We start from the raw sequence: 23,301 nt of genomic DNA, 5'->3' as shown, positions 1-23,301 counted from the left end.
TGAGCGCAAAAACCGCTCCCGGCATTTTTGTGCCCTGCCATCCATGGCGGCCACCCTACGGGCCGTCGCTACGCGACGTTAAAAGTTGCTCCCGGCAATTTTTTTATGCCTGAAAACTAGGCTTCAATGGTCAATCAGGCAGCCTGATTGTGTGGCAACACGCCAGCCTATAACGGCGCGTATTGCTTGTTAGCCACAGGCAGCAGCATTAGATTAGCCAATAATCTTGGGCACCCATCATAAGTAGAAGGGATAAACATGGCGCTTACCGACCAGTCCACCCGTATCCGCGAAGGCGAAGAACTCGACGCCGCAGTTATCGACCAGTACCTCAAGGCACATATCCCCGGCCTGACTGGCGAACCGCGTATCAGCCAGTTTCCCGGTGGTGCCTCGAACCTGACCTACCTGCTCGAATACCCGCACCAGGAATTCGTTCTGCGTCGCCCGCCCTTTGGCCACAAGGCCAAATCGGCCCACGATATGGGCCGCGAGTACCGCATCCTCAACCAGCTTAACGCCGGCTTCCCCTACTGCCCCAAGGCCTATGTGCACTGCACCGACGAGTCGGTGATCGGGGCCGAGTTCTATGTGATGGAACGGGTCAACGGCATCATCCTGCGCTCGGACATGCCGGCGGAACTGAACTTCAGCCCCGAGCAGACCCGCGAGCTGTGCAAGAGCTTTATCGACAAGATGGTCGAACTGCACAACGTCGACTATCAGGCCTGCGGCCTGGGTGATCTGGGCAAGCCCGAAGGCTATGTGCAACGGCAGATCGGCGGCTGGAGTGATCGCTACGACAAAGCCCTGACCCCCGACGCGCCGCTGTGGGAACCAGTCAAGGCCTGGCTCAGGGACAAGATGCCCGCCGATCACCACAAGCCGGCCATCGTCCACAACGATTACCGCTTCGATAACGTGATTCTCAATCCACAGAACCCGAGCCAGATCATCGGCGTGCTCGACTGGGAGCTGACCACCATCGGCGACCCGCTGATGGACCTGGGCAATACCCTCGCCTACTGGATCGAAGCCGCTGATCCGGCCCCGGTGCAGCTGATGCGCCGCCAGCCGAGCAATGCGCCGGGCATGCTCACCCGCCAGCAGTTCGCCGACTACTACGCCGAACGCTCGGGCATCGAAATCAAGAGCATCGACTTCTACTACACCTACGGCCTGTTCCGTCTGGCTGGCATCGTGCAGCAGATCTACTACCGCTACTTCCATGGCCAGACCCAGGACAAACGCTTCGCCCAGTTCATTCACATGAACAAGCTGCTGGAGCAGATGAGCCTGCAGGTCATCAATAAATCGCAGCTGTAAACGGCCGAACAGGCCTCTCAAATCAGGAAAGGAAAAGCCCATGTCCAAAACCCAACTGTTCGACCTCGACGGCAAGATCGCTTTCGTCTCCGGTGCCAGCCGCGGCATCGGTGAAGCCATCGCCAAACTGCTGGCCCAGCAAGGCGCTCACGTGATCGTCTCGAGCCGCAAGATCGACGATTGCCAGAAAGTTGCCGACGCGATCATCGCCGACGGCGGCCAGGCCACCGCCTTGGCGTGCCATATCGGCGAGATGGAGCAGATCAGCAACGTCTTCGCGCAGATCAAGGAGCAGTTCGGCCGCCTGGATATCCTGGTCAACAACGCCGCCACCAACCCGCAGTTCTGCAACGTGCTGGACACCGATCTGGGTGCGTTTCAGAAGACCGTCGATGTGAATATCCGCGGCTATTACTTTATGTCCATCGAAGGCGGCAAGCTGATGAAGGCCAATGGTGGTGGCAGCATCATCAACGTCGCCTCGATCAACGGCGTCTCGCCGGGCGAGTTCCAGGGCATCTATTCGGTGACCAAGGCTGCCGTGATCAGCATGACCAAGGTCTTCGCCAAGGAGTGCGCGCAGTTCGGCATCCGCTGCAACGCCCTGCTGCCAGGCCTGACCGATACCAAGTTCGCCTCGGCCCTGACCAAGAACGACGCCATCCTCAACCTGGCCCTGCAGCGCATCCCGCTCAAGCGCGTGGCCGACCCGAGCGAGATGGCCGGCGCGGTGCTCTATCTGGCCAGCGATGCCTCCAGCTACACCACCGGTGTATCGCTGAATGTCGACGGCGGCTTCCTCTCCTGAGTGAGCTGAAGCGGATAAAGAGAAAGGGACCTGCGGGTCCCTTTTTTTGTGCCTGCCATCCATGACGGCCACCCTATTTGTGCCTGACGGTTATTGCCAGTCCTGCAGGGCCTGCTTGGCGGCCTGATTCATCGGCTTGGCGAGCAAGCCGGCCGGGGTCAGGCTGATGCTGTAGACGGCATCGTCGGCAATCGGCAGATAGGTCACCCGCAACCCCTGCGGATCGAAGACGAACAGGTCGCGCTGGCCCAGGCGCAGCCAGCGCCACAGGTCAATGCCATAGGGACTGTGCGCCAGGGCAACCCGTGCGTGCTGAGCCAGAGACTGCTGCTCGATGGAAAGGAAGCGTCCCGAGAGCTTCTCCAGACGATAACCCGGCTCCAGGCCGATCAGGGCCGCCAGGCCCTTCCACTGCAGCAGCCGCGCATCCAGCTGCCAGAGATCGCCCTCCAGGGTCAGACTGCGCTCGCGATTGCCCTCCAGTAGGCTGACCCGATAGTAGGGGCCGTCGGCCTTGAAACTCAGGGTGGCCAGGGGCTTGTCCTGGGGGATCGATCGATAACTGCCGAGATCGTAGGTCAGTACCCCGATAAACGCTGCCAAACCGAGAAATGCCAGCCCGCAGGTGCCGCGCAACCACCCCATAAACCACTGCTGGTTAAACAGGATCCGGGCCGCCACCAAGGCCGCCAGCACTGCCAGCAATGCCGTAGCCCACGCCAGTCCGCCATATTGCATCGAGGTCCATTCCTTATGCTGGAAAATGCCGGCATTATGCGCAGCTGCCTGACTTGCGAACAGCAAGAGAACCACACAATCAGACACAGGACGTGTTTTTCATGCCTTTCCCCTTCGAGTTCAGCGTCGACCTATCGACCCTGGCGATTCTGGCCCTGGTCGCCTTTATGGCCGGCTTTATCGATGCCATTGCCGGCGGCGGCGGCCTGCTGACCATTCCCGCGCTGCTTACCGCCGGTTTACCGCCGCATCTGGCCCTGGGCACCAACAAGCTCTGCGCCACCTTTGGCTCGGCCACCGCCAGCTACACCTTCTACCGGCGCAAGCTGTTTGCTCCCCGGCAATGGCGCAATGCGCTGATCGGCACGGCCGTGGGCGCGGTACTGGGAGCGATGCTGGCGCAGTGGGTGCCGTCGGCCTGGCTCAACCAGATGCTCCCTGTGGTGGTCTTCGCCTGCGGCCTGTACCTGCTGTTCGGCAAGACACCCGCCGCACCGCTGCTGGCCGACGCCCCCATCGCCCAGGGTCGGCAATGGCCGCAGGGTCTTGGTTTGGGTTTCTACGATGGGGTGGCCGGGCCGGGTACCGGCGCGTTCTGGACGGTCAGCAGCCTGCTGCTCTATCCGCTGGATCTGGTGCGGGCCAGCGGCGTGGCGCGCAGCATGAACTTCGTCAGCAATGCCTGCGCCCTCAGCGTGTTTATCTTCAGCGGTCAGGTGGCCTGGCTGCTTGGCATCAGCATGGGCCTGGCGCTGATGGTAGGGGCCTTTCTCGGGGCACGCACGGCGATCAAGGGCGGCTCGAAGTTTATCCGCCCGGTATTTATCCTGATGGTACTAGGCCTGACTGTACGCCTGGCCTGGCAGCACTGGTTCGGGCTCGCCTAGGACAGCTAGCGCGCGCCTAACCCGGCAGCAACGGCTCAGGCAGCCCCAGCCGGCGTGCGACATAGACATCGATCAGGTAACGGGCGATGGAACGGGCCGCCGGAAGCGGCGGCAGATCGTGCACGCTGAACCACTGCGCATCCTCGATTTCATCGGCCTGCATGACAATATCGCCGCTGACATACTCGGCGTGAAAACCGAGCATCAGGGAGTGGGGAAATGGCCAGCCCTGGCTGCCCAGGTAACGCAGATTGCCGACCTCGACCCCCACCTCTTCGCGCACTTCGCGGACCACGCACTGCTCGACCGACTCGCCGGCCTCGACGAACCCGGCCAGTGTGCTGTAGACCCCGGAGACAAAGCGCGGTGAACGGGCCAGCAGCACCTCGTCGCCACGGGTCACCAGCACAATCATGCTCGGCGACAGGCGCGGATAATGCTGCAGCTCGCAGCGCGGGCAATGCATCGCCCGCTCGCCAGCGATGTGCTGCATGGCACCACCGCAGCTGCCACAGAAACGGTGCTGGCGCGCCCAGGTGCCGATCTGCGTGGCATAGCTGAGCAGCCTGAAGGTGTCGTCGTCGCCCTGCAGCATAAATTGGCGCAGGCTCTGCCAGGAACACCCAGGCATCTCGGCCGGCTGCTCCAGTTCGAGCAGGTAGACGGCGTCGCCGTCGAAATGCCCCACACCATGCTCGGCCAGAATCGGCAACTCCTGCTTCTTCAGCCATTCGCGGGGAAACAGCACACCATTGCTGTCGGCCAGAAAGTGCTGCTTGCAGTGTGCCAGCACCCAACCGCCCGGTTGCTGGCTATCGAGATGGGCGGGTTGCCAACGCTGTTTCATTCAGGCCACCTGGGGCATACCAAGAGCCCGGACACTCTCGGCCGCCAGATCGAGGACGCTGGGCTTGGTTTCCGGGCGCATCACCGCGCCGGCTTCCAGGTAATACTCCAGGCTGCTGAGGGCATCGGCGAGGGTTTCCAGCATCTGTTCGGAAGGCATCTGCGGCGCTTCGAACATCTGCTTCTGGATGTAATCAGCGCAGGCACCTACCAGCAGCGCAGCACGTTCCTGTTCAAGAAACCACAGGCCGCCACGCACCGCCTGCAGGCTGAACGGCACATTGGACAGGTGCATACGCTCGCCGCCCGACTCCAGATAGGCGGTGATCGCACGCTTGGCCAGTGCCAGACCGGCCTGGGCCTCGTCGACCACCACGATGCGCGCCTCATTGAGCTGGTGCATGGCGAAGGACTCCGCCTCGCTGACCGGCTGCGCCTGGGCAGGCCGCGGCTCGCGTCGCTCGCCACTCTCCAGGCTGGCGACCATGCCTTCTACATAGAGCACCGCATCCGCCAGGCTGTTCAGCTGCACGGAGTCCGGAGTCTGTTCCTCGCTCCAACTGGCGACGGTCTGCAATTGTGCAGCCAGGGCGTTGCCCGCCGAACTCAGGCCGACCATGCCCAGGGTCTTGCTCAGCTTGCCGAGCAGGGCATGCAGGTTGCTCAGGCTCTCCGCCTGCACGGTGCCGCGCTCGATCAGGTCGAGCATATCCTTGACGCTGGTCAGCTCCTCGCGAATCGCCGTGCTCAGCGAACGCATGACCGCCTGCCCGGGACCTGCCAGGCGCTGATATTCGGCCTCCAGCATATGATCAGTAAACGGCAACGGCGTCAGGGCGAAGACCTTGCTCAGCGCCAGAGCCTGCGGACCACGGCTGTCGGCCAGCGCCACTAGGTAGAGCAGCTCCTTGAGCAGGCTGCGCGGAGCCTCGTACTGGCCGTTGCCGAGCATCTGCTTGAGCTCGCGGTCTAACCGCGAAAACAGCTGTTTTCGCGACTTGCGCGGCAGCAGCTGGCCATCCACCTGGGCTTCCAGCGCGGCCGCGCCAATCCAGCACAAGCGCCCCCGCGGCTCGTTGGCAAACAGGTTGTCGAGACGACTCAAGGCGCGCCCCATCAGCTTCAGGCTGGCCTGGGCATTCTGCTCGCGGATAAAACCGAGCAGACCGACTTGATACATATGACGCAAGCGCCGCCCTTCCACCGCCTTGGCGGCCGCATCGAGAGCCGCAGGTGCGCTGCGCGGGCGCTCGTGATCCAGGCGCACGCTGAAAAAGAAGCTTTCCGGCAAGGCCTGCTGGCCGCCGGCCTGGCGCAGATCGTTGATCGCCGGCAACAGCAGCTCGGGCATTTCCTGGCGATTGGCTTCAACGTTTTCCAGATAACGACGCAGCACATGCAGCGCATTGCTCAGGGCCGAAAGCTGCGCATCGCGTTCTTCGCCAGCACCAGCGGGAATATCGGTGGCCTGGTCGAGCACTTCCTGGGCCAGCAACTCGGCACCAGCGAGCTCGATCAGATTGAGCGTGCCGCGTACCTGCTGCAGGTTTTCCACCGCCTGTTGCAACAGGCTGCCGTTGTGCCGATCGGCGATAAACTGTTCGAGACTCGACTCGGCCTCCTCCATGGTGGTGAACAGTTCATCGCGCACCAGATTGAGTGACGTGGCTCCAGATACCATGAGCTATTGCGCCTCCCGCGCCGGTGAGTAAAACAGGTGGAAGGACGGCATCAGTCGGCGAACTCCGGCTTCTGCTTGCTCATATGGGCAGCCATGGCCACGCGCAGATCGACCGACTGCAGCATGGCGGCATTCCAGGTGGCGATATATTCCAGGCCATCGTCGACCCGGTGATCGCGCATATAGCGAATCATTTCCTTGGTACCGCGTACCGCCACCGGCGATTTGCTGGCGATTTCACGGGCGATGACCATCACCCCGTCAAGCAGGGCGTCGGTGTCGGCATAGGTGCGGTTGACCAGGCCGATGCTGCGCGCCTCTTCACCCCCGATGGTGCGGCCGGTAAAGGCCAACTCGCGCATCATGCCGTCGCCGATGATCCGCGGCAGACGCTGCAAGGTGCCGACATCGGCGGCCATGCCGATATCGATTTCCTTGATCGAGAACTGCGCATCGACCGTCGAGTAACGCATGTCGCAGGCCGAGATCAGGTCGATGGCACCGCCCAGGCAGTAGCCCTGGATGGCCGCCAGCACCGGCTTGCGGCAATTGTCCACGGCATTGAAGGAGGCCTGCAGCTCAAGGATCTTGCGCCGCAGTTTTTCCGCATTGCGGCCCACATCCGGGCCCATCTGGCTGCCCAGTTGCGCCAGCATCATCAGGTCGATACCCGAAGAGAAATGCTTACCCGCCCCGGAGAGCACCACTACCCGCACTTCATCGGTGTTGTCCACCCAGCGGAAGATGTCGATGATTTCGCTCCAGAAGTCGGCGCTCATGGCGTTGATCTTTTCCGGGCGATTGATCACCACATGGGCGACCTTATCTGCCAACACGACATTAAAGGCTTTGTAGTCGGACATGGCAGTCATCCTCAGCTGGGGCGCAAGCGCGCATGGCATTCTTCTTATGCTAAAAATCGAGCAACTATAACAACCACGACATAAATGTCGATGCCGTCCTCTGTGACGCAGGACACGTCATCAAAGTTAAGCTCAATTTTCAGTTATCCACGATAACCGCTTGATCTGCTGAGCTTCATAAAAGTCGAGCCTGGTCCGGCAGGCTCGCCACCGGACCAGAGGGCGATCAGCCCTTTATGCAGTCGACCGTATAGATCCCCTCCTCGCGCTGCAAACCATGCACATCGGCATCGAAGCCCGGAAAGCTCAGGTCGAAGGTGCGGGCGAATATCAGGTAGTCGATGATCGAGCGGGTCTGCGCGGTGAAGCGCTCGCCCGGCATGATCAGGGGAATGCCCGGCGGGTAAGGCACCAGCATTACCGCGGCAATCCGGCCTTCCAGCTGTTCGATCGGCACCGCCTCGACTTCACCGCGCACCAGCTGGTTGTAGGCATCGGCCGGCTTGATCGCCACCTCCGGCAGCACCGTGTACATGCGCTTGAGCGCCTTGGCCGTGGCGTTTTCGCGGTAGCAGGCATGCAGGGCATCGCACAGGTCGCGCAGGCCCATGCCCTGATAGAAGGTCTTGCCGGCCTGGGCAATCGACGGCAGCACATCGCTCAACGGCAGGTTGGCGTCGTAACTGCGCTTGAACTCCAGCAGCTCGGTCAGCAGGGTGCTCCATTTGCCCTTGGTGATGCCCATGGAGAACAGCACCAGGAAGGAATACAGACCGGTCTTCTCCACCACCAGGCCGCGTTCCCAGAGGAACTTGCTGACCACGGCCGCAGGAATGCCTTGGGCGTCCAGGGTGCCGCCCGCGGTCAGGCCGGGGGTGACCAGGGTGACCTTGATCGGGTCGAGCAGCACATAGTCTTCGGCCACCTCGCCGAAGCCATGCCAGTCGGCCTGCGGCTGCAGCAGCCAGTCGGCGGTGGCTACATTGTCGCCTCCGGCCTGCGGCGGTTGCCAGATGCTGAACCACCAGTCGTCGATGCTCAGGTTCTGTCGCAGGTTGGCCAGGGCACGACGGAAGCTCAGGGCCTCGTCGAAGGTTTCCTGAATCAGCGAGCGCCCGGCCGGGCCTTCCATCATGGCCGAGGCCACGTCCAGGGAGGCAATGATGCCGTACTGCGGCGAGGTGGAGATGTGCATCATAAAGGCTTCGTTGAAGCGGTCCCGGTCCAGTTGGCGCTGACCGCCATCCTGTACATGGATCATCGAAGCCTGGCTGAAGGCCGCCAGCAGCTTGTGGGTCGAATGAGTGGTGAACACCAGCGGTGCCTTCTCGGTACGCGCGGTGCCCATGCCGTAACGCCCGGCATAGAACTCGTGAAAGGCCGCATAGGCGTACCAGGCCTCGTCGAAATGCAGCACCTCGACGCTATTGCCCAGGGTCTGCTTGATCAGCTCGGCGTTGTAACAGAGGCCGTCGTAGGTGGAGTTGGTCACCACCACCAGCTTGACCATCGCCCCGCTGCTGCTCGGCACGCGGCCACGGGCCAGGGGGCTGGCATCGATCTTGGCCTGGATCGATTCACGGCTGAATTCGGACAGCGGAATCGGCCCGATAATACCCAGCTCGTTGCGCTCAGGGCACAGGTACAGCGGGATCGCGCCGGTCATGATGATCGAATGCAAAATCGACTTGTGGCAGTTGCGATCCACCAGCACCAGATCGTCGCGACCGACCATGCTGTGCCAGACGATCTTGTTCGCCGTCGAGGTACCGTTGATCACGAAATAGGTATGGTCCGCACCGAAGTTGCGCGCCGCGCGGGCTTCGGCCTCGGCCAGGGGACCGGTGTGGTCGAGCAGCGAACCCAGCTCCGGCACCGACACCGAGAGGTCGGAACGGAGGGTGTTTTCACCGAAGAACTGGTGAAACGCCTGGCCCACCGGGCTCTTGCGATAAGCCACACCGCCACCATGGCCAGGGGTGTGCCAGGAATAGTTGGACTGCGCGGTGTGCTGCACCAGAGCCTTGAAGAACGGCGGCAGCAGGCCATCCAGATAATTGCGCGCGGCGCGGGCCACCTGGCGGGCGAGAAAGGGCACGGTGTCTTCGAACAGATAAAGGATGCCGCGCAGCTGATTGAGGTCGGCCATGGCTTCGGCTGGGGCGTTCTCGATGGTCACCTGTTCGCCCAGGGCGAAAATCGGCAGCTGCGGCGCACGTACCCGGGAGATCCGGATCAGCTCGACCATGTCCTGCAACAGGCGCTTGTCTTCACCCGCCCCCTCGGCGGCGACCAGAATGCAGGCCAGACCGTGGTGGGTGGAGGCAACGATGCGCCCCTCGGCGGAGCTGGCGGTGGAGAGAATGCTGAAGCCGTCCTGCTCCAGTTCCTGGGCGATGGCGCGTACCCGGTCACCGGCCACGGTATCGGCCTTGATGTCACGGTGCACGATCAGGACGGGGAATTTTAAGTCTTTATACATTGTGGCGTCCCTGAATGTGACAGGCCCGAGCCTGCCTATCGCCTCAGGGTAGAGGCTCGCCTCGCCAGGCGGAACCCCCTCTGCGTCAGGCTATACGAAAAGGTCGCGAGTCGATAACTCGCGGCCCTTCTCAACCCTCGCTGCCCGCCTGCTCCAGCTGCTGCCAGAGCGCGGGAGCGCCGGCAGATTTCTCGATGGCCGCCAGGCGCGCCTGGTGCAGGGCCAGCTCATCCGCGCTGGCGCGGATCACCCGGGTCAGCGCACGTTCGGCCGGCAGACGACGAATTGCACTAGGCTGCTGGCGACCGTTGCTGTCGCCCTCGGACCCGTCGCCGGCCAGGGACAGATTGGTCTGCCCACCGGTCATGGTCAGGTAGACGTCGGCGAGAATCTCGGCGTCGAGCAAAGCGCCGTGCAGGTCACGGCCGGAGTTGTCGACGCCATAGCGCTTGCACAGGGCGTCGAGGTTGTTGCGCTGCCCCGGATGACGCTCGCGAGCCATCAGCAGGGTATCGAGAATCGAGCAGTGCTCGCTGATGTCGGCGCGCTCGTCCTGCTTGATCAGGGCGAACTCGTTATTGATAAAGCCAACGTCGAACGCGGCGTTATGGATGATCAGCTGCGCGCCCTTGATGAATTCGAAGAACTCGTCGGCGATTTCCCGGAAGCGCGGCTTGTCCTGAACGAATTCGTTGGTGATGCCGTGAACCGCGATGGCACCTTCGTCGATCTCGCGATCCGGCTGCAGGTAGACATGGTAGTGCCGCCCGGTCAGACGCCGGCCGATCAGTTCGACGCAGCCGATTTCAATGATCCGGTGGCCATCGCCCACCGGCATACCGGTGGTTTCGGTATCGAGAACAACACTACGCACGCTTCGCACTCCTCACATCGTCTACACCGCGGTTGGCCAGTTGGTCGGCCCGCTCGTTGCCCGGGTGGCCGGTATGGCCGCGCACCCATTGCCAGGTGACCTTGTGCCGCCCTACCTGCTCGTCCAACTGCCGCCACAGGTCGGCATTCTTCACCGGCTGCTTGGCCGCGGTTTTCCAGCCACGTTTCTTCCAGTTGGGCATCCATTCCTGAATACCCTGCATCACATACTGGGAGTCGGTAACCAGGCGCACCTCGCACTCGCGCTTCAATTCGGCCAGGGCACGAATGGCGGCGGTCAGCTCCATGCGGTTATTGGTGGTCTCGGCCTCGCCGCCCCACAGCTCCTTCTCGACCCCCTTGAAGATCAGCAGTGCCCCCCAGCCACCCATGCCAGGATTACCCTTGCAGGCACCGTCGGTATAGATCTCGACCTGTTCACTCATCTAGCTGCAATCTCTCACTCAATATATTCGGTCGGTTCTACTTCTGTGGCGGCTCGCGGCGGCTGACCTTGGCAACCGGCATCGGCACCAGCTTGCCCATGGGCTGACGGCTCGGCTGACGCAGCGGGCGCAGACCTACCACCAGCTTGCGCGCCACCAGCACATAAAAGCCGCCGCCGGGCGGCTGCCAGGCCGCGCCCCAGGTCTCCAGCGGAGCCAGGCGCGCCTGCCAGGCGCTCGAAGAAAGCGGCGGACGATAGCACCCGAAGCGGCGTTTCTCCAGCGCAAAGCCCAGCAGGTGCAGCCAGTCGCAGACCCGGTTGGGGGCAATGCAGCGCGCCTGATGCAGGGCATCCCGGGTAAAGAAGTGGCGCAAGCCCCAGGCGCTGCGCGGATTGACCCCGACGATCAGTAAATGACCACCGGGCCTGACGCTACGCGCAGCCTCACGCAGCAGACCGTGGGGCGACAGGCTGAAATCCAGACCGTGTTGCAGCACCACGACATCGGCGGCATGTTCGGTAAGGGGCCAGGATTGCTCCTCGCAGACGATCTCCACGCCACTGAAGGGCGCGCCCAGGCGCACGCTGCGCTGGATCTGCGCAGCATCGGGAATGGGCTGGGCCGAGGGCCCGTAGTGCACCAGGTAGCCGCCAAAGAAGCGCGCCAGCTCGTCTTCCAGCAGGCGACGCTCCTGCTCCAGGAGCAATTGCCCGTAGGGGCCGTTGAACCAGTTGCGCGCCTTGCCGATCAGGCTGAGCCAATCGCTGTCGGCCAGGGCAAAAGGATGGTCAGACATAAGGATTACCTGCATAGCCAGCACCGCCAATGAGACCTAAGATGCACCTTTATGGCCTGCGTAGCGACCCGCATCATGATAAAAATCGACGCCCTGCCCGCTTTCTCCGACAACTATATCTGGCTGCTGCAGGACCCCGAGCAGCGCCGCTGCGCCGTGGTCGACCCCGGTGATGCCGCCCCCGTCGAAGCCTGGCTCGCGGCTCATCCCGACTGGCAGCTGAGCGATATCCTGATCACCCATCACCACTTCGACCATGTCGGCGGCATCGAGCGTCTGAAGGCGCTGAGCGGGGCCCGGGTGCTGGGGCCGGCCAAAGAACAGATTCCCGGCCGCGACCAGGCACTCGGCGAAGGTGACCAGGTCGAGGTGCTGGGCCAGGTGTTCAGCGTTATCGAGGTGCCTGGTCATACCCTGGGGCATATTGCCTACCACCAGGCACAGCAGCACTGGCTGTTCTGTGGCGACACCCTGTTTGCCGCAGGCTGCGGCCGCCTGTTCGAAGGCAGCCCCGAGCAGATGCACCACTCCCTCAGTCGCCTGGCCGCCCTGGCAGACCAGACCCAGGTGTTCTGCACCCATGAGTACACCCTGAGCAACCTGCGCTTTGCCATCGCGGTGGAACCACAAAACCGGCAGATCCAGCAGCGCCTCGAACAGGTCACGGCCTGGCGTGAAGCCGGGCGGATCAGCCTGCCCTCGACCCTGGCTCTGGAGCGTGCCACCAACCCCTTTCTGCGCAGCGCCGAGACGGAGGTGCAACGCCAGATCGATAACCGCAATGGCCCCATGACGCGTACGAACGAGCAGGTTTTTGCCGCTCTGCGTGCCTGGAAAGATAAGTTCTAAAAGCACGATAAGCCCACAAAAGACTGGTTAAAACTTGACCAGCAGCGGCCTCGTTCCTAGAATCCCCCGATCTTTCAGCCCGGACGCCCCCCTCAGCCAATGCCCCAATCACCACGCAAGACCTTGAATTTAAAGGCATTGACCCAAGGCTCCCGGGCGCTTGCGGTGGTGTTTTGCATAACCCTCGCTGGCTGTCAGAGCATGGGCGACAGGCCCGCCGACGACCACAGCCGCGACACCGATCGCGCCGTCGGCCTGGAGCAGGAGCCGGAGTGGCTGACCGACAGCCTTCAGCCGCTGGTACCGGAAGAGCCCAAGGACATCTGGGAACGGGTACGCGCCGGCTATCAGCTGCAAGACAGCATCACCCTCAACCCGCGTATCGAGCAGCAGCGCCTGTGGTTTGTCAGCAACCCTTCCTTTGTGGAAAAGGTCGGCGAGCGCAGCAGCCCCTATATCCACTTTATCGTCGAGCGCCTGGAACAGCGCAATATGCCGATGGAGCTGGCCCTGCTGCCAATGATCGAAAGCGCCTACAACCCCCTGGCCTATTCGCACGCCCACGCGGTCGGCCTGTGGCAATTCATTCCCTCCACCGGGCGTAACTTCAACCTGCGCCAGACTAATTGGTACGACGGCCGGCGCGATGTAATGGCCTCGACCGATGCCGCCATCAGCTACCTGTCCCGCCTCAAGGAAATGTTCAACGGTGACTGGCTGCTCGCCCTCGCCGCCTACAACGCCGGCGAAGGTCGGGTCAGCCGGGCGATCGAGCGTAACCAGAAACTCGGTCTGCCGACCGATTACTGGAACCTCAATCTGCCCAAAGAAACCCAGAACTACGTGCCCAAGCTGCTGGCCCTGTCCCAGGTGGTGCTGACTCCCCAGGCCTATGGCGTCAGCCTCAACCCGATTGCCAATGAGCCCTACTTCGAGAAGGTCGAGTTCAAGCAGCGCATGGACCTGTCGCGGGTGGCCGCCATGGCCGGTCTGGATGAGGATGAACTCTATCTGCTCAACCCCGCCTTCAAGAAAGGGGTGACCCTCGACGGTCCGCAGCACCTGCTGGTACCAACCGACAAGGCCGAACTGCTGACCGCCAACCTGCTCTTGATGAAGCCCCAGGAGCTGGTGGACTGGCAGCAGTACCGAGTGCGCTCGGGCGACAGCCTGCACAGCATTGCAAGCCGCCATCAGCTGACGGTCAATACGCTCAAGGACATCAACAAGCTCAGCAGCAACACGCTGCGGATCGGCCAGGTACTGAGCATCCCCGCCCAGCCCGGTGCGCAGCGCGCCGACCTGGGCCTGCAGCACAGCCCCAGCAGCGCACAGAAGCCCCGCACCTATCGAGTGAAAAGCGGCGACAATCTCTGGCAGATCGCCAGGAACCACCAGCTTGCGGTCAAGGACGTGCAGCGCTGGAACAAGCTCTCGGGCAACACCCTGCGCGTGGGCCAGACCCTCAACCTGCACGGGGCAAGCGGCTCAACGAGCGACGTGACCTACTACCGAGTGCGCCATGGCGACTCCCTGTACCTGATCGCCAAGCGTTTCAAGGTACCGATGAAGAACCTGCAAACCTGGAATCCGCGGGCCGGCAAAGACCTCAAGCCAGGGCAAACCCTGACCCTCTACGTACCGCGCTAACCCGTGCTCGTGACAGCCCGCTGGCTGTCACGAGGCAGCCTGTCAGCCCTTCTTTGTCAGCGCTTCCAGACAGCGCCCGGTCAGCTGGGTAAAGCGCTGGAAGGCAACAAACTGCTCGTGCTTCAGGGCTCGCCCGGAAACCCGGCCATCGGCATATATCACCCCGATCTCGCGCTTGCCGGCCAACAGCGGGGCGATGAAGAACATGCCCTGGCCCAGTCGCTGGCGAATCGGCTGGGTCACCAGTTCGGCGAGGTTATAGCTGGCCGGCACGCCCATCCACAGAGCCTCCTTGTTGCGCAGCACATAGCTGAAGATATGCTGCTGCTCGGGTTGTTCGACCGGTAGAACAAAATCGCTCAGGCCGTTTTCCGTGCCCTCGCCTACCACCCGCTTGGCTCGGAAACAACTCTGCCCGTCGGCCAGCACCACCAGCATCACCCGCTCCAGCCCGGCCCCCTGATGCAGGCCCCTGAGCAGGGTGTCGAGAATATGGCCCACCTCGCCGCGCTGCACCGCCATCTGCCCCAAGTCCTGCAAGGCCTGCTGCAACACCAGCAGATTGGGCTGCAACAGGCTGGCCTTGCGCTGCTCCTGCTGCAGACGAATCTGCTCCGGGTCGGTATTGGGAATCAGCTTGCCGAGTTCGCTGGCCCCGAAGGTTGCGGCCACCTTGACCGCCTCGTCGGCACTGGCCAGCACCTGTTGCATGGCCTCCTCGGGGCTGACCCCGGTCAGGCTCGCCATCTCGCCGAGGAGTTTTTCCATGGCCGTCGAGTCCCAGCCCTGCAAGGCAGCCTCGCTGATCCGCGCACCCAGGCTGACCGCGCGCACGGCGGGGTCGTTATGGCTGGCACTGTTTTGCGCCAGGCCGACAATGCCGCCCAGATTCCAGCTTTTCACCAGGCCCTGGGTCAGCTGGCGAAAGCTGGTGCCGAGCACCGCCATTACCGCCTCGTCGGCATCCACGCCGGGCTGGGCCAGGGCGCTGGCCAACTCGTCGGCCTGATCGCCGCCACAACCCCAGAAGGCCAGCTCGCCGATGTTATGCAGCAGGGCCGCGACGAAGACCTCCTCCTCATGCTTGGCCAGCACGTAACCGGCGATGTTGCGGGCCTGCACCGCGGCATGAAAGGAGCGCGCCAGCAATTCCTGCAACTGATCGCGCGAGGCGCTGCCCAACAGCCCGTCGATCAGGCTCACCGACAGGCCGATCTGACGCACATTATCGAAGCCGATCAGAACAATCGCGCGGGAAATGGTGCGAATGGTTTCCTGGGAGGGGTTGTAGTAGACGCTGTTGCCGATGCGCAGCACCTTGGAGGTCAAGGAAGCATCGCGCAACAGCACATCGGCCAGTTGCTGGACCGATGACTTGCCGTTCTGGGTCAATCGGTGCAAGTCCTGCACCACCGCCGCGAGGGCGGGCAATTCAGCTTGGTTAAATCTTTCAATCCATGAATGCATGCCATGGCTACGTATACCCAAGATCATCGCCTCGCAGTAGTTGGAGATAGTGTAGTCAAACTGTTACTCACTGGCTGACCTGCTCTTTTTCCAGCGGATACAAGCTGTTACTGTACCTGACCAGCAGCCCATAAGACGCCACGGATCGGATATTTCACTTGATACGTCCCCTCCTCTCGCTGTTCCTCTGCCTGGCCATCAGCTTTCCGGCCTGGTCGACTCTTCGCGAAAGTCACGGCTACGCCCAATTCGGGGTGCTAAAGTACCCCGCCAGCTTTACCCACTTCGACTGGGTAAACCCCGAAGCCCCCAAGGGCGGCACCCTGCGGATCATGGCGTCAGGCAGCTTCGACACCCTGAACCCCTATACCTTCAAGGGCAGCAGCCCGGTCGCCACCGCCAACTTCCTGCAGTACGGGGTCAATGAGTTCAACGCCCCGCTGATGGTCGGAACCGGCGCGTACGATCCCTCGGGCGATGAACCCACCTCCAGTTATGGCCTGATTGCCCGCTCGGTCGAGTACAGCGAGGACCGCAGCTGGGTGGTATTCAACCTGCGCCCCGAGGCCCGCTTCCACGATGGCAAGCCCATCACCGCCTATGACGTGGCCTTTTCCTACAAGCTGCTGCTCAAGGACGGCCACCCGCAGTACCGCACCAGCCTGCAGGAAGTGCAGCGCGTCGATATTCTCAATCGGCACAGCGTGCGCTTCGTCTTCAAGCGTGCCGGCAATCCACTGCTGATCCTGCGCCTGGGCGAGCTGCCGGTGCTGCCGCAACATTACTGGCAGGATCGCGACTTCAAGGCCACCACCTACGAACCGCCGCTGGGCAGCGGCCCCTACCGCATCACCAAGGTCAGCCCCGGGCGCAGCCTGACCTTCGAGCGGGTCAAGGACTGGTGGGGCACCCAACTGCCGGTCAACCGCGGCAAATACAACTTCGACCGGGTTGAAGTGGAGTTCTATCGCGACAGCCATGTCGCCTTCGAAGCCTTCAAGGCCGGCGAGTTCGACATCTATATCGAGCAGCAGGCGAAGAACTGGGCCAGCGGCTACCGCTTCCCGGCCCTGGCCCGCGGCGAAGTGATCAAGGCAGAAATTCCGCACCAGATCCCCACCCAGACCCAGGCACTGTTTATGAACACCCGGCGCAGCGTGTTCAGCGACGTCAGGGCGCGCGAGGCCATGGGCCTGATGTTCGATTTCGAATGGGCCAACCGCGCGCTGTTCAACAGCTCCTATACCCGTGCCAAGAGCTACTACCCCAACAGTGAGTTCTCCGCCCGCGGCAAGCCGGAAGGGGCCGAATGGCTGCTGCTTTCGCCGCACCGCAAGCAATTACCGCCGCGCCTGTTTAGCGAACCCTTCACGATGCCGCAGACCGATGGCCGCGGTATCCCCCGGGAAACCTTGCGCCGGGCCCTGGGTCTATTGGCCGACGCCGGCTGGAAACCCGCAGGGCAACGCCTGCTCAATAGCCAGGGCGAGCCTCTGCGCTTCGAGATACTGCTGGTCAATCCCAACCTCGAGCGCATTCTCCAGCCCTTTACCGAAAACCTTGCCAGCATCGGCATCCAGGCCAGCCTGCGCACCGTCGACCGCGCCCAGTACAAACAGCGCCTCGATCAATTCGACTTTGACATGATCCTCCTGACCCTGCCGCAGACCCTCAGCCCTGGCCTGGAACAGTCACTGTACTTCCACTCCAGCCAGGCCAATCTCAAGGGCGGCAAGAATTATGCGGGCGTCAGCCACCCGGTGGTGGACAGCCTGATCGACCGCCTGCTCTCGGCGCAGACCCGCGACGAGCAGGTCGCCGCAACCCGCGCCCTCGACCGCGTGTTGCTCTGGCAGCACTACAGCATCCCGAACTGGTATATCGATTATCACCGCCTGGCATATCGCAACCGATTTGCCTTTGTCGCCACACCGCCCTACACCCTGGGGCTACGGACCTGGTGGCTGAAGTCCATGGAGAACGCTGAATGACTCATGCGTTGCGCGCCCTACTCGTCCACGGCAGCGGCATTGCCCTGCTCAGCCTCGCCGGCCTGGCCCTGGCCGGCCCCAAACACGCCCAGACCCTGTACGACGAGCCCCCCAAATACCCGGCCAATTTCCAGCACTTCGATTACGTAAACCCCGACGCGCCCAAGGGTGGCAGCTTGCGCCAGGCCGGCTTCGGCGGCTTCGACAGCCTCAACCCCTTTATCAACAAGGGGGTGGCCGCCGACGATCTCGGCCTGATCTACGACACCCTGACCCACCACAGCCTGGATGAACCCTTTACCGAGTACGGCCTGGTGGCGGAAAAGATCGAGAAGGCCCCGGACAACGCCTGGGTGCGTTTTTATCTGCGCCCTGAGGCACACTTCCACGATGGCCAGCCAGTCACCGCCGAAGACGTCAAATTCACCTTCGAAACCCTGATGAGCAAAGGGGCCCCCACCTACCGCGGCTACTATGCCGATGTCGATCGGGTCGAAATCGAGGGGCCACTCAAGGTGCGCTTTGTGTTCAAGCACGCCGGCAACCGCGAGCTGCCACTGATTGTCGGTCAGTTACCGGTGCTGCCCAAACACTGGTGGGCCGAGCGCGACTTCAGCAAGAGCAATCTGGAAATCCCTCTGGGCAGCGGCCCCTACCGGGTCGCCGAGGTGCAGGCCGGCCGTTCGATCCGCTACGAGCGGGTCAAGGATTGGTGGGCCAAGGACCTGCCGGTCAACCGCGGCTTCTACAACTTCGACACCCGCCGGATCGATTACTACCGCGATAACACCGTGGCCCTGGAAGCCCTGAAGGCCGGCCAGTTCGACTATTGGCTGGAAACCAGCGCAAAGAACTGGGCCACCGCCTACAACATCGACGCGGTCGCCAACGGCCAGCTGATCAAGGAAGAAATCGCCAACCACAACCCGGCGGGCATGCAGGGCTTTATCTACAATACCCGCCGCCCGTTGTTCCAGGATCGCCGCGTACGCGAGGCCCTAGGCCTGCTGTTCGATTTCGAATGGGCCAACCGCCAGCTGTTCAACGGTGCCTACACCCGCACCCGCAGCTATTTCGACAATTCCGAACTGGCCTCCGTCGGCCTGCCCAGCCCAGGCGAGCTGAAACTGCTGGAGCCACTGCGTGAACAGATCCCGCCGCAGGTATTCAGCGACGAATACCAGCCGCCGGTTACCGATGGCAGCGGCATCATTCGCGAACAGCAGCGCCGTGCCTATCAGCTGCTGCAGGAAGCCGGCTGGCGCATCGAAGGCGACCAGATGCTCGACGCGGAAGGCAAAGCCGTCAGCTTCGAGTTCCTCCTCGCCCAGACCGAATTCGAGCGTGTGTTGCTGCCGTTCAAACGCAACCTGTCAGACCTCGGCATCGACCTGGTGATCCGCCGGGTCGATGTCTCCCAGTACATCAACCGCCTGCGCTCGCGCGATTTCGACCTGATTGTCAGCGGCTTCGGCCAATCCAACTCCCCCGGTAACGAGCAGCGCGAATACTGGCACTCCAGCAGCGCCGACAACCCCGGCAGTCGCAACTTTATCGGCCTGAAGGACCCGGCCGTGGACCAGCTGGTCGAAGGCCTGATCAACGCCGGCTCACGGCAAAGCCTGATCGAGCATACCCGGGCCCTGGATCGCGTCCTGCTCTGGGGCCATTACGTGATCCCCAACTGGCATATCAAGACCTGGCGCGTGGCCTACTGGAACCGCTTCGAGCATCCGAAAGTCACCCCGCAATACGATATCGGTCTGAACACCTGGTGGGTCCGCCCGCAGGCCACCGAGGCGCAGCCAGAACCGGCCGCCTCGCCGACGGCGGAGCAATAAGATGCTGGCGTATATCTTCCGTCGCCTGCTGCTGATCATCCCCACCCTGTTCGGCATTCTGCTGATCAACTTCATCATCATCCAGGCCGCTCCCGGCGGCCCGGTCGAGCAGATGATCGCCAAGCTGGAAGGCTTCGAGGGTGCCACCAGTCGCATCGCCGGCGGCGGTGCCGAGGTCTCGGTGGCCGGCTCCAACTACCGCGGTGCCCAGGGCCTGGACCCCGAACTGGTGGCGGAAATCGAGCGCATGTACGGCTTCGACAAGCCGGCCCCGGAACGCTTCTGGCTGATGCTGAAAAGCTATGCCCAGCTCGATTTCGGCTCGAGCTTCTTCCGCGACGCAGAGGTCATCGACCTGATCATCGAGAAGATGCCAGTGTCGATCTCCCTGGGGCTATGGAGCACCCTGATCATGTACCTGGTGTCGATCCCCCTGGGGATCGCCAAGGCCACCCGGCATGGCAGCGCCTTCGACGTCTGGACCAGTTCGGCGATCATCGTCGGCTATGCGATTCCGGCGTTCCTCTTCGCCATCCTGCTGATCGTGCTGTTCGCCGGCGGCAGCTATTTCGACTGGTTCCCGCTGCGCGGGCTGACCTCGAACAACTTCGACGAGCTGAGTTTTGGCGGCAAGCTGCTCGACTACTTCTGGCACCTGGCGCTGCCCGTCACCGCCCTGGTCATCGGCAACTTCGCCACCCTGACCCTGCTGACCAAGAACAGCTTCCTCGACGAGATCAACAAACAATACGTGACCACCGCCAGGGCCAAGGGTCTGACCAACAACGGCGTGCTCTACGGCCATGTGTTCCGCAACGCCATGCTGATCATCATCGCCGGCTTCCCCTCGGCCTTTATCGGGATTTTCTTCACCGGCTCCCTGCTGATCGAGGTGATTTTCTCCCTCGACGGCCTCGGCCTGATGAGCTTCGAGGCGGCGATCAACCGCGATTATCCGGTGGTGTTCGGCACCCTGTTTATCTTCACCTTGCTCGGGCTGGTAGTGAAATTGATCGGCGACATTACCTACACCCTGGTCGATCCGCGTATCGACTTCGAAAGTCGGGAGAGTTGAGATGAAACTGTCCCCTATCAACCAGCGACGCTTCCAGCTGTTCAAGGCCCACAAGCGCGGCTGGTGGTCGCTGTGGATCTTTCTTGCGCTGTTTTTCGTCACCCTGGGTGCCGAACTGATCGCCAACGACAAGCCGCTGGTCGTGCAGTACGACGGCGAATTGTATTTCCCGGTGCTCAAGCGCTACCCGGAAACCACCTTTGGCGGCGAGTTCCCGCTGCAGGCCAACTACAAGAGCCCCTATATCCGCGAACTGATCGCGGCCAAGGACGGCTGGATGCTCTGGCCGCCGATTCCCTACAGCTACTCCAGCATCAATTACGACCTGCAGGTGCCGGCCCCCGCGCCGCCCTCGGCGGAGAACTGGCTGGGCACCGACGACCAGGGCCGCGACGTATTGGCCCGGGTAATCTACGGCTTTCGCATCTCGGTGCTGTTTGCCCTGATCCTGACCCTGGCGAGCTCGGTGATCGGCGTGTTCGCCGGTGCCCTGCAGGGTTTCTATGGCGGCTGGGTCGATCTGGCCGGACAACGCTTTCTGGAAATCTGGTCCGGCCTGCCGGTGCTCTACCTGCTGATCATCCTGGCCAGCTTCGTGCAGCCGAATTTCTGGTGGCTGCTGGGCATCATGCTGCTGTTCTCCTGGATGAGCCTGGTGGATGTGGTGCGCGCCGAGTTCCTGCGTGGACGCAACCTGGAATACGTACGCGCCGCCCGCGCCCTGGGCATGGAGAACGGCGCGATCATGTTCCGCCATATCCTGCCCAACGCCATGGTCTCAACCATGACCTTTATGCCCTTTATCCTCACTGGCGCGATCGGCACCCTGACCGCCCTGGACTTCCTCGGCTTTGGCCTGCCGCCGGGCGCACCGTCCCTGGGCGAGCTGGTAGCCCAGGGTAAATCCAACCTGCAGGCCCCTTGGCTGGGGATCAGCGCCTTTGCGGTGCTGGCTCTGATGCTGAGTTTGCTGGTGTTTATCGGCGAAGCGGCGCGCGACGCCTTCGACCCGAGGAAATGAGATGACCGAATCGAACAACCTCATCGAAGTGCGCGACCTGGCCGTCGAGTTCGTCACCGGCAACAGCAAGCAGCGCGTGGTGGAGGCGGTCAGCTTTGACATCAAGCGCGGCGAGACCCTGGCCCTGGTGGGCGAAAGCGGCTCGGGAAAATCGGTCACCGCCCACTCGATCCTGCGCCTGCTGCCCTACCCGCTGGCCCAGCACCCGAGTGGCAGTATTCATTACGCAGGGCAAGACCTGCTCAAGCTGAACGAGAATAAACTGCGCGGCATCCGGGGTAACCGCATCGCCATGGTGTTCCAGGAACCCATGACCTCGCTCAACCCGCTGCACAGCATCGAGAAGCAGATCAACGAGGTGCTGACCCTGCACAAGGGCCTGAGCGGTAAGGCCGCCACCGCCCGCACCCTGGAGCTGCTCGACCTGGTCGGCATCCCCGAGCCGCACAAGCGCCTGAAAGCCTACCCCCACGAGCTCTCCGGCGGTCAACGGCAACGCGTGGTGATCGCCATGGCCCTGGCCAACGAGCCGGAACTGCTGATCGCCGACGAGCCCACCACCGCTCTGGACGTGACCGTACAGCTGAAGATCCTCGAACTGCTCAAGGACCTGCAGAGCAAACTGGGAATGGCCATCCTGCTGATCAGCCATGACCTCAACCTGGTCAGGCGCATTGCCCATAGCGTTTGCGTGATGCAGCGCGGGCATATCGTCGAACAGGCCAGCTGCCAGACCCTGTTCCACTCCCCGCAACACCCCTACACCCGCGAACTGCTGGGTGCGGAACCCAGTGGCGGCCCCGTTGATCTGCCCCCAGGCAAGACCATGCTCGAAGTCGAGAACCTGCGCGTCTGGTTTCCGATAAAGAAAGGCCTGCTGCGCCGCACGGTCGACCACGTCAAGGCCGTGGACGGGATCAACTTCAGCCTGCCCCAGGGCCAGACCCTGGGCATAGTCGGCGAAAGCGGCTCGGGGAAATCCACCCTCGGCCTGGCGATCCTGCGCCTACTGGGCAGCCAGGGCGGCATACGTTTTCAGGGCCAAGCCCTGGACGGCCTGTCGCAGCATGACGTGCGCCCGCTACGCAGGCAGATGCAGGTGGTGTTTCAGGACCCCTTCGGCAGCCTGAGCCCGCGCATGTCGGTGGGCCAGATCGTCGGCGAGGGCCTGCAGATTCACCATATGGGTAATGCGGCAGAGCAGGAACAGGCAATTGTCGCCGCACTGGTGGAAGTGGGCCTGGACCCGGACACCCGCCACCGCTACCCCCACGAGTTCTCCGGCGGCCAGCGCCAACGCATCGCCATCGCCCGCGCCCTGGTGCTGAAACCGGCACTGATCCTGCTGGATGAGCCAACCTCGGCCCTCGACCGCACAGTGCAGCGCCAGGTGGTCGAACTGCTGCGCTCGCTGCAGGCCAAATACAACCTGACCTACCTGTTTATCAGTCACGACCTGGCGGTAGTCAGAGCCTTGAGTCACCAGGTGATGGTGGTCAAACAGGGCAAAGTGGTGGAGCAAGGCCCGGCGGCACGTGTCTTTGCCGCGCCACAGGACATCTATACACAGCAGTTGCTGGAAGCGGCCTTTATGGTCCCAGCTGACTAACAGGCTATTGAAAAGCGTTGGCGAGGCAGCCAGCGCAAGGCAAAAGCAG

The 23,301-nt window shown here is 62.6% G+C and carries 19 protein-coding genes; 10 read left to right on the top strand and 9 right to left on the bottom strand.

Annotation, left to right across the window (positions count from 1 at the left end; translation table 11 throughout):
* Positions 1-258 precede the first annotated feature (258 nt).
* Both WMW70_RS19800 and WMW70_RS19795 read left to right on the top strand, forming a co-directional pair.
* Positions 259-1,326, top strand: coding sequence for a phosphotransferase family protein (locus WMW70_RS19800; protein WP_341439172.1), 1,068 nt, complete (start codon positions 259-261; stop codon positions 1,324-1,326).
* 40 nt (positions 1,327-1,366) lie between these two features.
* Positions 1,367-2,134 (top strand): SDR family oxidoreductase, encoded by a 768-nt coding sequence (locus WMW70_RS19795; protein WP_341439171.1) that lies wholly within the window; start codon positions 1,367-1,369, stop codon positions 2,132-2,134.
* A gap of 90 nt (positions 2,135-2,224) precedes the next feature.
* Here the strand turns inward: WMW70_RS19795 and WMW70_RS19790 are convergent, their stop codons facing one another.
* Positions 2,225-2,872 carry a hypothetical protein gene (locus WMW70_RS19790; protein WP_341439170.1) on the bottom strand — a complete coding sequence of 216 codons (648 nt, stop codon included), beginning with the start codon at positions 2,870-2,872 and terminating at the stop codon, positions 2,225-2,227.
* A 101-nt stretch (positions 2,873-2,973) separates the two neighbouring features.
* Between WMW70_RS19790 and WMW70_RS19785 the strand changes: the two genes are divergently transcribed.
* Positions 2,974-3,759, top strand: a complete 786-nt coding sequence (locus WMW70_RS19785) for a TSUP family transporter (RefSeq protein ID WP_341439169.1) — start codon at positions 2,974-2,976, stop codon at positions 3,757-3,759.
* A 16-nt stretch (positions 3,760-3,775) separates the two neighbouring features.
* On the opposite strand, the gene nudC is transcribed toward WMW70_RS19785, so the two are convergent.
* From nudC to WMW70_RS19750, 7 genes are all read right to left on the bottom strand, one after another.
* A complete protein-coding gene (gene nudC, locus WMW70_RS19780) occupies positions 3,776-4,606 on the bottom strand; it encodes an NAD(+) diphosphatase (protein WP_341439168.1) in 831 nt (276 codons plus the stop codon).
* Entirely contained in the window at positions 4,607-6,286 is a 1,680-nt protein-coding gene (locus WMW70_RS19775) for a ferrous iron transporter B (protein ID WP_341439167.1), read from the bottom strand.
* A 50-nt stretch (positions 6,287-6,336) separates the two neighbouring features.
* Positions 6,337-7,149, bottom strand: a complete 813-nt coding sequence (locus tag WMW70_RS19770; RefSeq protein ID WP_341439166.1) for a crotonase/enoyl-CoA hydratase family protein — start codon at positions 7,147-7,149, stop codon at positions 6,337-6,339.
* A 226-nt stretch (positions 7,150-7,375) separates the two neighbouring features.
* Positions 7,376-9,631, bottom strand: a complete 2,256-nt coding sequence (locus WMW70_RS19765) for an Orn/Lys/Arg family decarboxylase (RefSeq protein ID WP_341439165.1) — start codon at positions 9,629-9,631, stop codon at positions 7,376-7,378.
* Between the two features lie 130 nt (positions 9,632-9,761).
* On the bottom strand, positions 9,762-10,505 hold the full coding sequence (gene dnaQ / locus WMW70_RS19760; RefSeq protein ID WP_341439164.1) for a DNA polymerase III subunit epsilon: 744 nt from the start codon (positions 10,503-10,505) through the stop codon (positions 9,762-9,764).
* On the bottom strand, positions 10,498-10,950 hold the full coding sequence (rnhA, locus tag WMW70_RS19755) for a ribonuclease HI (protein WP_341439163.1): 453 nt from the start codon (positions 10,948-10,950) through the stop codon (positions 10,498-10,500). The genes dnaQ and rnhA overlap by 8 nt, the downstream gene beginning before the upstream one ends.
* Before the next feature lie 37 nt (positions 10,951-10,987).
* Positions 10,988-11,749, bottom strand: a complete 762-nt coding sequence (locus WMW70_RS19750; RefSeq protein WP_341439162.1) for a class I SAM-dependent methyltransferase — start codon at positions 11,747-11,749, stop codon at positions 10,988-10,990.
* Between the two features lie 75 nt (positions 11,750-11,824).
* Between WMW70_RS19750 and gloB the strand changes: the two genes are divergently transcribed.
* Together gloB and WMW70_RS19740 are read left to right on the top strand one after the other, a co-directional pair.
* Entirely contained in the window at positions 11,825-12,598 is a 774-nt protein-coding gene (gene gloB / locus WMW70_RS19745) for a hydroxyacylglutathione hydrolase (RefSeq protein WP_341439161.1), read from the top strand.
* Between the two features lie 99 nt (positions 12,599-12,697).
* A complete protein-coding gene (locus WMW70_RS19740; protein ID WP_341439160.1) occupies positions 12,698-14,248 on the top strand; it encodes a lytic transglycosylase domain-containing protein in 1,551 nt (516 codons plus the stop codon).
* Positions 14,249-14,290: 42 nt separating this feature from the next.
* On the opposite strand, the gene WMW70_RS19735 is transcribed toward WMW70_RS19740, so the two are convergent.
* Positions 14,291-15,715: an HDOD domain-containing protein gene (locus tag WMW70_RS19735; RefSeq protein WP_341439159.1), complete on the bottom strand. Its 1,425-nt coding sequence runs from the start codon at positions 15,713-15,715 to the stop codon at positions 14,291-14,293.
* A gap of 161 nt (positions 15,716-15,876) precedes the next feature.
* Between WMW70_RS19735 and WMW70_RS19730 the strand changes: the two genes are divergently transcribed.
* Genes WMW70_RS19730 through WMW70_RS19710 form a run of 5 tightly spaced genes read left to right on the top strand, consistent with a single transcriptional unit; the run spans position 15,877 to position 23,252 of the window.
* Positions 15,877-17,706, top strand: a complete 1,830-nt coding sequence (locus tag WMW70_RS19730; RefSeq protein ID WP_341439277.1) for an extracellular solute-binding protein — start codon at positions 15,877-15,879, stop codon at positions 17,704-17,706.
* Positions 17,703-19,547, top strand: coding sequence for an extracellular solute-binding protein (locus WMW70_RS19725; RefSeq protein ID WP_341439158.1), 1,845 nt, complete (start codon positions 17,703-17,705; stop codon positions 19,545-19,547). Before WMW70_RS19730 ends, WMW70_RS19725 begins: the two co-directional genes overlap by 4 nt.
* Position 19,548: 1 nt before the next feature.
* Positions 19,549-20,622, top strand: a complete 1,074-nt coding sequence (locus WMW70_RS19720; RefSeq protein ID WP_341439157.1) for a microcin C ABC transporter permease YejB — start codon at positions 19,549-19,551, stop codon at positions 20,620-20,622.
* Position 20,623: 1 nt separating this feature from the next.
* A complete protein-coding gene (locus WMW70_RS19715) occupies positions 20,624-21,643 on the top strand; it encodes an ABC transporter permease (RefSeq protein ID WP_341439156.1) in 1,020 nt (339 codons plus the stop codon).
* A gap of 1 nt (position 21,644) precedes the next feature.
* Positions 21,645-23,252, top strand: coding sequence for an ABC transporter ATP-binding protein (locus tag WMW70_RS19710; protein ID WP_341439155.1), 1,608 nt, complete (start codon positions 21,645-21,647; stop codon positions 23,250-23,252).
* Positions 23,253-23,301 lie beyond the last annotated feature (49 nt).

Origin of the sequence: Pseudomonas sp. XK-1 (genome assembly GCF_038069885.1) — a bacterium.
Classification (GTDB): domain Bacteria; phylum Pseudomonadota; class Gammaproteobacteria; order Pseudomonadales; family Pseudomonadaceae; genus Aquipseudomonas.
This window is presented reverse-complemented; position numbering and strand designations above follow the sequence as displayed.